Source organism: Collinsella sp. AF19-1LB (genome assembly GCF_003459655.1).
Taxonomy (GTDB): Bacteria; Actinomycetota; Coriobacteriia; order Coriobacteriales; family Coriobacteriaceae; genus Collinsella.
This window is the reverse complement of sequence record NZ_QRWO01000029.1, coordinates 21,098-35,003: the sequence shown is the minus strand read 5'-3', so window position 1 is coordinate 35,003 and position 13,906 is coordinate 21,098. Positions and strand designations below refer to the sequence as shown.

Genomic DNA, 13,906 nt, shown 5'->3' with positions numbered 1-13,906 from the left:
TAATAAAGAAGGCCAAGATTCGGGACGCAGTTCAAGATTGACCTGTCCCCCTTGCTCTAAATCGGGTATAAAGGCGTGCGGCATATCGAATGAAAGGCAATTTGCATGAATGACTTTATGAAGGGCCGCAATGGCGCCGATGAGCTCACCATCGTTATGGGCTTTTCCGGCATCGTCATCGCGATGATCGGATCGATAGCCCGCATCCAGTGGCTCAGCTGGATTGCCATCGCCGTCATCGTGATTGGCGTGCTGCGCGGCCTGTCCAAAAACATCGATGCACGTCGCAAAGAGAACGAGGCCTTTGTCGCCGCGACTGCCAATGTTCCCGGCTTGGGCAAGTTCGTCGCCAGCTTGGGCAGCGGGGCCGCAGCGGCCAGCACCTCACGCGCGGCCGGCACCAGTAAGGAAGACTTTGAGCGTGCCAAGCGAACGGCCAAGAAGATGTGGAAGGGCCGCAAGACCACGGCATATCTCAAGTGCCCCAACTGCGGTCAGATGCTCTCCGTCCCCAAGGGCAAGGGTAAGATCCGCGTCACCTGCCCCAAGTGCCACGCCAAGATGGAAACCCGCTCCTAGCGCCCGCACGCGGGACAAATTAATCAGGTTTGCTTGTCCCAAATCTTAAGTATTTGTTCGATAAAAAAGCCGAGGCCTCGTGTTGAGACCTCGGCTTTTTGCATGCGGCAACGGAGCTGCCCCTTTGTCACATCTACGCCACACCGTCGCGGGCGAGCTCCTCGGCCAGCGCCTCGGCCGGCATGGCCATAATCGCGTCGAGCTCGGCATCCACCTCAGGGATGCACTTCACCTTGAGCTTGCGCACCAGATCACCGCGACACATCACATGCATCGGCTCACGCAGCGCGCACAGGTCATCGAGCGGGTTCTTGCGCGTCACCAGGATATCGGCAGCCTTGCCGCACTCGATCGTGCCGGTCTCGCCGCCCAGCCCCAGCAGCTCGGCATTGACTTGCGTAGCCGTATGCAGCGCAAAGGCGTTGCTCACGCCCACGTACTTGGCAAAATAGGCCACCTCGCGCCACATGTCGTACTGCGTCACGAACGGGCAGCTTGAGTCCGTGCCCAGGCCCACCTTAACGCCAGCTTCCAGTGCGGCACGGGCGCTCTCGATGATGCCCGAACACACAATGTCGCCGTTCTTCTTTTGCGTGTCGGTCGAATGGGTCTTCTCCGGATCGAGCAGCACAAACGGCAGCGCGGGGCTGATAGTGCAGGTAACGCTGGGCGCACGCCCCTCAAGCTGCGTGCCCGCGGCGCCGCGGTACAGTTCCAAGATCTCGGGAGTCATCGGGGCACCGTGCTCGATCGTATCGACGCCGGCCTCAAGCGCGGCCTTCACGCCCTCGGTGCTCTCGACATGAGCCATAACCGGCAGGCCCACCTCGTGCGCAGCCTTGCACGCCGCCGCGGCAACCTCGACCGGCATGCGCAGCACGCCCGGCTCACCTACTTCGGTCGCGTCGAACACGCCGCCCGTCACGAACAGCTTGATGACGTCGGCACCGCGCGCATGCAAGTCACGCACTTGTTCGGCCGCCTCATCGGGGGTATCGGCGACCTGCGCGAACAGCCCCGCACCGTGACCGCCCGGCACCGTGACACCCGTTCCCGGCGCCACCAGACGCGGACCCTGATACTTGCCGGCGTCGATAGCGTTGCGCACGGCAATATCGGCAAACAGCGGGTCACCCGCACCGCGCACCGTGGTCACGCCGCTTGCCAACTGCTGCTGGGCGCTGCCTTTGAGGATGTGGCGGACGATGGCGCGGCCCACGGGATTATCGAGCTTCTTCATAAGTGCGCCCGCATCGCCGGCCGAGACAGGCTTGCCCGAGCCGCACAGATGCGCATGCATATTGATGAGACCGGGCATGAGATACGCACCACCCAGGTCGATAACCTCGGCACCTGCAGGCGCCTGCGCCACAGCACTCGGCCCCATCCAGGTGATGACGCCGCGCTCAACAGTCACGGCCATATCGGGTTGCGGCTCCATATGTTCCGAACCATCCAGAATGGTCGCATTGATAAACAACGTGGAACGATCGGCAGACGCCATATCGAGCTCCTCCCTCACGATTAACTTGAACATTTGTCCATTATCACCTAGTCCCGCTGGATTGCTGCAGACGCATCGGTTAACGGAAGGAAGAGAGGATGTGGGGGACGGAATACGTTGCAATCCCATCCCAGCGGCACTAGGGAAATCTCTCGATCTATAACAGGTAGACCGGGTTTTAGCAGCCAGATGTTACAGATCGAGATCTTTCGGCACCGCGTCCAACCTTTGTCTCGATCTGTAACAGTTGGGTCGAATTTTGGCCGTTAGATGTTACAGATTGAGAACTTTCACCAGGCGCCAACCTTCTGTCTCGATCTGTAACAGCTACGAGGCCAAACGGCCCCTTGTTGTTACAGATCGAGACAAACTCGGCAGAAACAACCACATTCGCGTCAGTTGCACCCCTTAGCACCCATACCACTGACGCTTCCATCCCTCAGCCAAATCGGCCCGCTGCGAAATACCCGCCAGCCTCATCTTTTCAGCCAGCTTCCCCGGGTCTTTGAGTTCATCAAACGTAAACCGAAGCACCTTATGCCCGAGCATTGTCAGATGAGATTCCCGCTGACGCTCTGCCACGAATGGGTCAACCGACTCCCGACCCCCGCCGCTCTGCAAGGTGTACTTCCCCTTTCCGTCGAGCTCGCCGATGACACATGTCCCGTCCTCGAGCCGCCAAAAATAGTCGACGCGAAACACCTGGCTCGGATCGAGCGGGTCGCGAAACTCCACCTGCAGCTCCGGAACCGGAAAGCCGTACGCAATAAAGAATGCTCGGAACCGAGACTCGCCGCCGTTTTCAGACAGCCCGTCCGCATACGACGCAATCACCTGTGCCCTGCGATACCCTCGCCTGCCCTCGCAATCGGCGCGGAGACACTCGCACAGGTCATCGCGCGATACGCCCCTTGCCCTCAATGCAGAATCGGCAATCGCCAACCCGTAGGAGAACGGCGCACGCAGCAAGCAATCCTCCACCGTGCGCCAAAACGACGTCGCCTGCACGCCGTCGACTTGTTCAAGTGCGCCCGCCGCCTGCGGACGCAACAGCCGACATCCTGCACTCAGCGGCACCGAGCAACCTGTCTTAACAAGATATCGTGGCCCAAGCAGATCATTCGGCACCTCCAGACCCCACAAAAGCGCCGCGTCATAGCCCCAAAACGCCCAATCGGGATGAAACTCTGCAAGCCCTTTGATGGTACGCAGCGCTCGCTCCGCCGGCGTCAGTACACCCCAATCATGTTGAAAGCAGAACAAATACGGCTCGGGCTCCGCAATATCATCGGTTCCCACATGACGCCGTAGCCACATGAGCTCGGCATTGTCATGCGTTGCGAGCAGCGCACCTTGCTCGGTCGCCTCCGTGAGTCGCGCGAGCATCCTATTCCGCGCCAACGTGTTGCGAGTCGTATGCTTGTGCTTGAAAACGGTATTAGACACTTCCATCACCACCACATCGGACAAATGAACCATCGTCACCGTTGCCTCCGCCGACAAATGTCTTGATCTGTAACAGTAAACCGTTCTTCAGGCCCCTAAACGTTACAGATTTAGACAAACCAGCGGTGCCCAAGCGTTCGTCTCGATCTGTAACAGATAGGCTGGTTTTTTGTCCCCAAACGTTACAGATCGAGACAAAAAGGCAAAAGGCAAGGCAGGCGACAACCACCCATCCCCTACTCCCACTCCTGCTCGTAGATGTTGAGCGACTTTACGTACCGCCCCTGGGCGCCCATGATGTCGCGGACCAGACGCAAGAAGAAGCTGATGCACGAGGTGTCAAAGCCGTCCTGCAGGTCCTCCGGATGCACCGCACCCGGCCCATCGACCGCCGTATCGCTCAGCCGCGCGATGTCATACAGGTAGAGCTGTCCCGCCGTAAGCCAGACATCGTCGACGCAGGCGAGGCGCACCGCAATCGCGCCGTCACTCCAGTGCTCCTTCTGCACGATATGCGGATCGTAGACATCAAAGCGATGATCGGTGCGTGTGTCCTTCAGCGCAACCATGCCGTTCGCAGGATCCTTGTCCAAAATGCCAAAGCGCGAGAAATACTGCGTGTCGCGTACCTGCTCGAGCCGCTTGAGCGAGGCAGGCGAAAGCGATGCCGGCGGCTCGTCAACATACAGCTCGAGCAGCGTCTTGCCATGGCGATAGGGGCGCTCGAAGAGCAGCCAATCGGTAAATGCCATGTTGTAGGCCATGATTTCGTTTTGCGAAGGCTCGGTGCAATAGCTGAGCCACGGGTCGACAATGATCTCGAACTGTTCGCGCGCCGGCTCCAAAAACTGGAACTTCCGCAGCATCCAAAAATGGGCCATGTCGGCAATATCGTTGCCGACGGCTTCGGCTAGCTCTGCTCTGTCAAAAGCGTGGTCAGTCATGGCATCCTCCTCAAACTGATGGACCTCAATTTGAGCTTACGAGGAAGGTGGGCAGCCACGACCAGCGCGGGCAAAATAGGCCTCCGACTGCAAACCAGATACTGACCAAACACTTGACGAAAAGCTTGATCGAAAATGCGCACCGCAACAAAACCGCAGGTAGACATAGACGGCCAACCCGCCCTTTTGAGCCAGATGCCCGCAGCCACCACAGAAACAACAGGTGACCACAGCCCGAGAAGTCGACAAATGAACATCCGTACGTCGACAAACGAGCAAACTGCTCGCAAATCCGCAAGGAGTGTCCCCGAGTGCCGACAGAAAAGGAACGTCCCTAACTGCCGGCACTTAGGCGGCACTTAGGGACGTTCCTTTTGTGCCGGCCGTTGGGGACAGCCCTTGACGATTCAGCTGTGGGCAGCAGCCTTACAGCGCCAGCGCGTCGGCGACTTCGGCAGCGCAGGCCAAGGCGTCGGCCATAGCGTTCACCACGAGCGAGCTGCCGTTGCGAGCGTCACCGGCAACATACACCGGCGCGGCATCCGCGGCGACGCCCTCCGTGCGAGCCGCGAGATGCGAGCCCTCGGCAGCCATCACCGGCAGCGGACGACCAGCGATGGCAACAGGCACGCTCACCGCATCGAACACGCCGTGCTCCGGACCCGTAAAGCCGCAGGCAATGAGCACCAGCTGCGCCGGCACCTCGTGCTCGGAGCCCGCGATGCGCTCGGGCTTTCCCGCCGACCAGTCCAGATCGACCACGCGCAGACCCGCAGCCGCACCCTTCTTGTCCAACAGCACCTCGAGCGTATCCACGCCCCAGGCACGCATCTCACCACCCATCGCAGCGATAGCCTCCTGCTGGCCGTAGTCGGTCTTCTTAACGTTGGGCCACTGCGGCCAGGGGTTGCTCGCCGCGCGCTTATCGGGCGCAGCCGGCAAGAACTCAAACTGGCGCACGCTGCGCGCGCCCTGACGCACCGCGGTACCCACACAGTCGTTACCGGTATCGCCGCCGCCAATGACCACAACGTCCAGGCCACGCGCATCGACCGCGAGCTCGCCGCCGTCGAGAACCGACACGGTCGAAGCCGTCAGATAGTCCACGGCGTACACCACGCCCGGGGCGTCCACGTTCGTAGCCGAAAGACCGCGCGGGGCACGGGCGCCAGCAGCCACCACGACGGCGTCAAAGTCGTCGAGCCTGGCGGTAACCTTGGGATCGCTCACGTCGGCACCAAGCTCAAACACAATGCCCAGCTCGCGCATGAGCGCTACACGGCGCTCGACCACAGACTTCTCGAGCTTCATGTTGGGAATGCCGTACATGAGCAGACCGCCCGGGCGGTCGTCGCGCTCAAACACCGTCACGCGGGCGCCGCGACGCGCGAGCTCCCATGCAGCCACCAGACCAGCCGGTCCAGAACCAACCACGGCGACCGTGGGCGCATCCTCCCCTGCCGGCTCAAAGCGGCGCGGGCCGCCGTTTGCCCATTCATGGTCGCTGATCGCGCGCTCGTTATCGTGAATCGTCGTAGGCTGGCCGTCGACCGAGCCCAGGTTGCACGCGGCCTCGCACAGCGCCGGGCACACGCGGCTCGTGAACTCGGGCATGGGCGAGGTGAGCGACAGACGCTCGGCAGCCTCGTCCCAGCGGCCGCGGTACACCAGCTCATTCCACTCGGGAATCAGGTTGTGCAGCGGGCAGCCGCTCGGGCGTGCCTTGCCAAAGCTCGCGCCCATCTGGCAAAACGCCACGCCGCACATCATGCAGCGGCTCGCCTGGGCGCGACGCGCATCGTCATCGAGCTCCACGTACAGCGGATCGAAATCACGGCTGCGCTCCTCCACGGGGCGAAGCTCGTGGGTCACGCGATCGATATCAAGAAAAGCACCGGGCTTACCCATGGCACTTACGCCTCCTTCTTGGTCGAAGCAACAGAGCTGGCAGCCACGGACGCAGCGCCCGCAACACCGCTCGCGACATCAAAGCGAGCGACATCCGCGGCACTCGCGCGACCGGTCACGATGTCAAACGCCAACTCCTCGGCCTGCGCATGCGTCTTGCCGGCAGCCTCGCCCGCGGCGACAATCGCCAGCACGCGCTCGTACTCGGTCGGAATGACCTTCACAAAGTGCTTGTTCATCGTCTCAAAGCTGTAGAGCAACTTAATGCCGCGCGGGCTCTGCGTCGCGTCCACGTGCTCCTGGATGAGCTCGCGAATCTGCGCCAGCTCGCCAGCCGTCGGGGCCTTGAGCTCCACACTCTCGTGGTTCACGCGGGCGTCGAGCGTGCCGTACTGGTCAAAGACGTAGGCCACGCCGCCTGTCATGCCGGCGGCAAAATTCTGCCCGACCTCGCCCAGGATGAGCGCCAGACCGCCCGTCATGTACTCGCAGCCATGGTTGCCGCAACCCTCGACCACCACGGTGGCACCGGAGTTGCGCACGGCAAAACGCTGGCCGGCCAGGCCGTTAATGAAGCCGCGGCCGCTCGTGGCACCAAAGAACGCAACGTTGCCCACGATGATGTTCTCGTCGAACTTGTAGGTCGCATGCGGGTTGGGGCGCACCGACACCTCGCCGCCCGAAAGGCCCTTGCCAAAGTAGTCGTTGGCGTCGCCGCACACGTTGAGCGTAATGCCGCGCGGCAGGAAGGCGCCAAAGCTCTGACCGGCCGAGCCATCGCAATCGATGGTGATGGAGCCGGCGGGCAGGCCCTCGGGATGCGCCTTGGTCACCGCGTTGCCCAAGATGGTGCCCACGCAGCGGTTGACGTTGGCGATATCGGCGCGGAAGCGAATCGGACGCAGGTGCGCACGGGCATCGGCCGTATAGGGCACAAACAACGTGGAGTCGAGCGTCTTGTCGAGCTCGCTGTCCGCAGCCATCTGCGGCAGAAAGTGGCGACCGTCGGCGCCCGGGATATGGGCACCGAACTCGCAGGTCGCGCTTGCCAGCACGGGCGACAGATCGAGCAGGTTTGCTTTGCGGTTACCCGGGACCTCGATCTGGCGTAAGCACTCGGGATGGCCGACCATCTCGTCGACGGTGCGGAAGCCCAAGCTCGCCATGACCTCGCGCAGCTGCTCGGCAACAAAGAGCATAAAGTGCTCGACGTGCTCAGGCTTGCCGCGGAAGCCGCGACGCAGGCGGCAGTTTTGCGTAGCGATGCCGGCCGGGCAGGTGTCCTGCTGGCAGTCGCGCTGCATGAGGCAGCCCATGGAGATGAGCGGCATGGTCGCAAAGCCAAACTCCTCGGCGCCCAGCAAGCAGGCGACGGCAACGTCGGTGCCGTCCATGAGCTTGCCGTCGGCCTCGAGCACCACGCGCGAGCGCAGGCCGTTTTGCAGCAGCGTCTGCTGGGCCTCGGCAAGGCCGAGCTCCAGCGGCAGACCCGCATGCCAGATAGAGTCGCGCGCAGCGGCACCCGAGCCGCCGTTGTGGCCGCTGATCAAGATCTTGTCGGCGGCACCCTTGGCCACACCGGTGGCGATGGTGCCGACGCCGGCCTCGCTGACCAGCTTGACCGACACGCGCGCACCGGGGTTGGCGTTCTTAAGATCGAAGATAAGCTCTGCCAGGTCCTCAATGGAGTAAATATCGTGGTGCGGCGGAGGCGAGATCAGGCCGATGCCGGGCGTGGACTGACGGACCTCGGCGATCCAGGGGTAGACCTTCTTGCCGGGCAGATGGCCACCCTCGCCGGGCTTGGCGCCCTGGGCCATCTTGATCTGAATCTCGAAGGCGCTGCACAGATAGCGGCTCGTCACGCCAAAGCGCGCGCTTGCCACCTGTTTGATGGCGGAGTTCTTGGAGTCACCGTTAGCCAGCGGGGTCTCGCGACGCGGATCCTCACCGCCCTCGCCGGAGTTGGAGCGACCGTGCAGGCGGTTCATGGCGATGGCCATGCACTCGTGCGCCTCTTTGCTGATGGAGCCGTACGACATGGCGCCGGTGTTAAAGCGGCGGACGATGTTGAGCGCGGGCTCCACCTCGTCGAGTGCCACCGGAGTGCGGTCGCTGGCATCAAAGTCGAGCAAGTCGCGCAGGCGCACGGCACGGCCGGTGCGGTGCAGGCGGGCGCTGTACTCCTTAAAGGTGTCGTAACTGTCCTCGCGGCAGGCGGTCTGCAGCAGGTAGACAGTCTGCGGATCGATGAGGTGATCCTCGCCGCCGAACGGGCGCCACTTGGTCAAACCCAGCGTGGGCAGCTGATCGGGTGCCGGGCTCTTAAGGATAGCGAGCGCGGCGTCGTAGCGCTCGTTTTGCTCGCGCTCAACGTCCTCGACACCCATACCGCCCACACGGCTCACCGTGCCGGCGAAGTACGCGTTGACGAACTCCGGCGTAAAGCCCACGGCCTCGAAGATCTGCGCCGAATGGTAGCTCTGCACCGTAGAGATGCCCATCTTGGACATGATGGAAACGATGCCGGCGGTTGCAGCCTTGTTGTAGTTGGCGATGCCCTGCTCGACCGTCACGTCCAGATCGCCGCGTGCCGCCAGATCGCGGATGCACGCATGTGCGTTGTACGGATAGATGCCGCTCGCGGAGTAGCCCACCAGCGCGGCAAAGTCGTGCGGAGACACAGCGTCGCCGCACTCCACCACGATGTCGGCAAAGGTACGCACGCCGGCGCGGATCAGGTGATTGTGCACGCAGCCCACGGCGAGCAGCGACGGCACGGGCACCTCGCCCGCAGCGGCGCGATCGCTCAACACCACGATGTTCACGCCGTCGCGGACCGCAGCCTCAACGTCCTCTGCAAGCTGCTTGAGCGCAGCCTGCAGCGCGTCCTCGCCGGCATCACGGCGGTACACGGCACGGAAACGGCGGGTCTTAAAGCCCACGCGGTCGATGGCACAGATGCGCTCGAACTCCTCCTCGTTGAGCAACGGGCGCTCCAAGCGAACCAGCTGGCAGGCCGTACGGGAGTCCTCGAGCAGGTTGCCGTGGTTGCCCAGGTAGAGCGTGGTCGAAGTCACCATGTGCTCGCGCAGGGCATCGATCGGAGGATTCGTGACCTGGGCGAACAGCTGATAGAAGTAGTCAAAGAACGAACGCGTCTTCTTAGACAGGCAGGCCAGCGGTGCGTCGATGCCCATCGAGGCGAGCGGGGCCTTGCCCTGCTGGGCCATGGGACGCACGACCTCGTCGACGTCATCCCAGTGGTAGCCGAGCTTGGCCATACGCACGGCGGCGGGCACCTCGGCGTCCTCGGCGGGCGTTGCCGCAACGGGCTCATCGAGCGCGTCGACGGTCAGCGTCTCCTCGGCAATCCAATCACGGTAGGGCTTTTCCTTGGCGTAACGGGCGCGCAGCTCGTCGTTGTAGATGACGCGCCCGCGGGCAAAGTCGACCTCGAGCATCTGGCCCGGCCCCAGACAGCCGCTCGTCAGGATGTTCTCGGGGCTCACCTCGATGGTGCCCACCTCGCTTGCCAGCATAAAGCGACCGTCGCGCGTCACATAGTAGCGGGCGGGGCGCAGGCCGTTACGGTCGAGGGCGGCACCCAGCGTGCGACCGTCGGTAAAGGCGATGGCCGCCGGGCCATCCCACGGCTCCATGAGCATGGACTGGTAAGCATCGTAGGCGCGGCGCTCCTCACTCAGGCTGTCGTTGTGGTCCCACGGCTCGGGCAGCAACATGGACGCGGCACGCGTAAGCGGACGGCCGTTCATGACCAAAAACTCGAGCACGTTGTCCAGAATCGCGGAGTCGGAACCCTCGCGGTTGATGATGGGCATCACACGCTCAAGATCGTGCTGCAGCACGGGGCTGTACAGGTTGGGTTCGCGGGCGCGAATCCAGTTGACGTTGCCCTTGAGGGTGTTGATCTCGCCGTTGTGGATGATAAAGCGGTTAGGGTGCGCACGCTCCCAACTGGGCGTGGTGTTGGTGGAGTAGCGCGAGTGGACGAGCGCAACGGCCGTCTTGACAGCGGCGTCGTTGAGATCGATGAAGAAGCGGCGCATCTGCGTGGCGACGAGCATGCCCTTGTACACGATAGTGCGCGAGCTCATGGAGCAGACGTAGAAGATCTTGTCGCGCAGGGCAAACTCGGCGTCGGCCTTCTTCTCGATAGTGCGACGGCACACGTACAGGCGGCGCTCGAAGGCGTCACCCGCCGGCGTATCGTCGGGGCGGCCCAGAAAGGCTTGCAGAATGGTGGGCATGCAGGCGCGTGCCGTCTCGCCCAGGTCGTGCGGGTCGACGGGCACCTCGCGCCAAAAGAGCAGCGGCACGCCGGCCTCGGCGCAGCCCTCCTCAAACACGCGACGGGCATCCTCTACGCCCTTGTCGTCCTGCGGAAAGAACAGCATGGCCACGCCATAGTCGCCCTCTGCCGGCAGAATCTGGCCGCACTTTTGAGCCTCTTTGCGAAAAAAGTGATGCGGAACCTGGAACAGGATACCGGCACCGTCGCCGGTGTTCTTCTCGAGTCCCGTGCCGCCGCGGTGCTCCAAGTTGACCAGAATGGACAGCGCGTCGTCCAGAATCTGGTGATGGCGCTCACCGTTGATATCGGCAAGTGCGCCGATGCCACATGCATCGTGGTCGAATTCGGGGCGATAAAGGCCCTGCTGTTGAGCGGAATCTGCCTGCATCGCGATCCTCCCCTAGAAATATGACAGTCAGTTGAATAGGCATACTAGGAGCATCGCCGGTCCGCTGTGTTTCCCACCCGTTTCGAAACAATCGCGTAACGCACGCGGGACATCTACGTCTTGCCATCAAACGCGTACATCAGCCTCCAAACATGTCAAAAAACGACATCTTTGGAGGCTGACGTACACCTTTTGGAGCAGAACAGCATGTCCCCAATGCACCAACCAATCCCCGCTGGACCAATATTTTGTTAGTCTTGGTTAACTTTTTAGCCTAAAACGGGTATCCTTTGCGGCGTCAAGCAAACGGCACGCAGGAGCGCACCATGATCAACCATCTCAAACATCATTTTGGCTCCCGACGCACTGGTGGTCACGGAGGCCTAGACATTGCGCGGCATATCGGCCCTGGGCTGCTCGTGACCGCCGGCTTTATCGATCCGGGCAACTGGGCCTCCAATATGGCCGCGGGCTCGCAGTTTGGCTACGCGCTGCTGTGGATCGTCACGCTGTCCACGATTATGCTCATTGTGCTGCAGCACAACGCGGCACACCTGGGTATCGCCACGGGCGCCTGTCTTGCCGAGGCCACGACACGTTACCTCCCCCACTTCGTTGGGCGCACGGTACTCGCCAGTGCCTATCTCGCGACCATCGCCACCGCCATGGCCGAAGTCCTGGGCGGTGCGATCGCGCTCCAGATGCTCTTTGGGCTGCCCGTGCGCGCGGGCTGCGTCATCGTGGCGGCAGTATCGATGGCGATGCTCATGACGAGCTCCTACAAGCGCGCCGAGCGATGGATTATCGCCTTCGTAGGCGTGGTAGGACTCTCGTTTTTGGCCGAGCTTGCACTGGTCAAGGTCGACTGGCCGCAGGCCGCCGCAAGCTGGATCACACCCAGTATGCCCAGCGGCTCGGCCGCGATTATCGTGAGTGTCCTGGGCGCGGTCGTTATGCCCCACAACCTCTTCCTGCACTCCGAGGTCATCCAATCCATGCACTTCGAAGGCCAAGGCGAGAAAGTTATCGAAGAGCGTCTACGCTACGAGCTCTTCGACACGCTCTTTTCGATGGGCGTGGGCTGGGCAATCAACTCGGCCATGGTCATCCTGGCCGCAACGACCTTCTTTGCGCACGGCATTGTCGTAGACGACCTCGCCGTCGCAGCGGCCACGCTCTCCCCCATCTTAGGCCCGGCGAGCTCGACCATCTTTGCGGTAGCGCTGCTGTTCGCGGGTCTCTCGAGTAGCGTGACAGCGGGCATGGCGGCGGGCACCATCACCGCGGGCATGTTCGACGAGGAATACGACATCCACGACCGGCACTCATCGATTGGAGTGGCGGTCTGTTTCGTCGGCGCAGTGCCGGCGTGCCTGATCGTCCCGAATCCTTTTGAGGGTCTCATCTGGAGTCAGGCACTGCTGTCGCTTCAGCTGCCGATTACGGTCTTTGTGCTCATACGACTCACCAGTTCGTCCCGCGTCATGGGCAAATACGCCAACTCGCACCCACTTAACGCGTTGCTCGTAGGGATCGGTGCCGTCGTGACGATTCTCGATGTCGTGTTGTTGACAGGGATGTAATGGGACGGGGTACCTACCCAGGCAAACGTCTCAATCTGTAACATCTAGACCCGCTTTTGATATCTAGATGTTACAGATTGAGATCTTCTGCCGGACGGTTTTGGTTTGTCTCGATATGTAACAAGTGGGCCCAATTTCCACCGTTAGATGTTACAGATTGAGACAAAAGGTCGGCCGGACTCACAACAGACAGGATCGGCCAACAGCAACCGTGATCCCTTGGGGGCGGAGGAAAAGGGCCCCGGCCGAGAATTCGACCGAGGCCCTTGGACAGAGCTATGTTCGGCTTTCGCCGTGTGTCTGCGAGCTACTCCTCGACGAGCTCAAACTGATCGGGACCGACGCCACACACCGGGCACACATAATCCTCGGGCAGCTCGGGCGTATCGACCTCAACCTCGTAACCGCAAACGACGCACACGAACTTATACGTCTTCTTCTCCTCAGCCATGATGTTCTCCTCTCAAACGCGACTGGTGATGTACTTCATTTATCAGTATAGATTCTCAATAATATAATGCAAGTATTTTTAAAACATTTCTAGCCTTGATACGAGGACGCCTTCGGAGGCGTCTTGCCCTTCAGGACCTTATGGTAGTAATCGTAGGTGAGCGGCGTCTCGTCACTCAAGCGCTCGGCATCCTCGACCTCGCCGATAAACAGTAGATGCGTGCCAACATCCACAGTGTCGATCAAATGGCAGCTAAACAGGGCCGCCGCGTGCTCGGGCACATAGGGCATGCCCAGAGCCGTCTCGCGGGTCTCGTATTTGGCAAACTTGTCATAATCGCTGCTGGCGCGGAACCCAAAGTTACCGATGTAGAGCATATCGGCGGTCTGATCGATCACGGTCAGCGCGAACGCTTTGGCCGAAGCGATGACGCCCGAGGTGACGTTGTCCTTGTTCACGGCAACCGAAATGCGCGGCGGCATGGACGTCACCTGCACCGCAGTGTTGATGACGCAGCCGGCGCGCAGCCCGTCTGCCGCGGCGCTCACCACGTACAGACCGCTCGGCATGGTAAAGAACGCAGTTTTGTCCATAACAATCACTCCCCTAACGCGGGTTGGAACCTCATGGATGTATGTACCCACAAAAAAGGCGGCGCCCACAACGGACACCACCTTTGAGACATATGTGTCAAAACAGTATAAGCAAGATGAGACCCCCGCAGTTGCGGTGAAATAAGGACTGAATAGCCCCTCAAACAGGCAAAACAGTCCGTATTCCACCGCAAC

General features: G+C 61.5%; 9 protein-coding genes. 2 read left to right on the top strand and 7 right to left on the bottom strand.

Translation table 11 applies throughout. The features are described 5' to 3' along the window. Positions 1 to 105 precede the first annotated feature (105 nt). Positions 106 to 579 (top strand): hypothetical protein, encoded by a 474-nt coding sequence (locus DWX39_RS08955; RefSeq protein WP_117759490.1) that lies wholly within the window; start codon positions 106 to 108, stop codon positions 577 to 579. Between the two features lie 133 nt (positions 580 to 712). Here DWX39_RS08955 and DWX39_RS08950 read toward each other — a convergent pair whose 3' ends face one another. The 5 genes from DWX39_RS08950 to gltB all read right to left on the bottom strand — a co-directional run bounded on the left by DWX39_RS08950 (position 713) and on the right by gltB (position 11,084). Next, positions 713 to 2,083: an amidohydrolase family protein gene (locus DWX39_RS08950; protein WP_233508922.1), complete on the bottom strand. Its 1,371-nt coding sequence runs from the start codon at positions 2,081 to 2,083 to the stop codon at positions 713 to 715. Between the two features lie 408 nt (positions 2,084 to 2,491). Continuing rightward, positions 2,492 to 3,568: a hypothetical protein gene (locus DWX39_RS08945; protein WP_147336390.1), complete on the bottom strand. Its 1,077-nt coding sequence runs from the start codon at positions 3,566 to 3,568 to the stop codon at positions 2,492 to 2,494. Positions 3,569 to 3,765: 197 nt separating this feature from the next. Then, positions 3,766 to 4,473 (bottom strand): hypothetical protein, encoded by a 708-nt coding sequence (locus DWX39_RS08940; protein WP_117716907.1) that lies wholly within the window; start codon positions 4,471 to 4,473, stop codon positions 3,766 to 3,768. Between the two features lie 426 nt (positions 4,474 to 4,899). Then, positions 4,900 to 6,381, bottom strand: coding sequence for a glutamate synthase subunit beta (locus DWX39_RS08935; protein ID WP_117759485.1), 1,482 nt, complete (start codon positions 6,379 to 6,381; stop codon positions 4,900 to 4,902). Positions 6,382 to 6,386: 5 nt separating this feature from the next. Continuing rightward, positions 6,387 to 11,084, bottom strand: a complete 4,698-nt coding sequence (gene gltB / locus DWX39_RS08930) for a glutamate synthase large subunit (RefSeq protein WP_117759483.1) — start codon at positions 11,082 to 11,084, stop codon at positions 6,387 to 6,389. A gap of 326 nt (positions 11,085 to 11,410) precedes the next feature. Between gltB and DWX39_RS08925 the strand changes: the two genes are divergently transcribed. Further along, positions 11,411 to 12,667, top strand: coding sequence for an Nramp family divalent metal transporter (locus DWX39_RS08925; RefSeq protein ID WP_117759481.1), 1,257 nt, complete (start codon positions 11,411 to 11,413; stop codon positions 12,665 to 12,667). 307 nt (positions 12,668 to 12,974) lie between these two features. On the opposite strand, the gene DWX39_RS08920 is transcribed toward DWX39_RS08925, so the two are convergent. Together DWX39_RS08920 and DWX39_RS08915 are read right to left on the bottom strand one after the other, a co-directional pair. After that, a complete protein-coding gene (locus DWX39_RS08920) occupies positions 12,975 to 13,118 on the bottom strand; it encodes a rubredoxin-like domain-containing protein (RefSeq protein WP_055251878.1) in 144 nt (47 codons plus the stop codon). A gap of 89 nt (positions 13,119 to 13,207) precedes the next feature. Further along, positions 13,208 to 13,711: a flavin reductase family protein gene (locus DWX39_RS08915; protein ID WP_117759479.1), complete on the bottom strand. Its 504-nt coding sequence runs from the start codon at positions 13,709 to 13,711 to the stop codon at positions 13,208 to 13,210. Positions 13,712 to 13,906 lie beyond the last annotated feature (195 nt).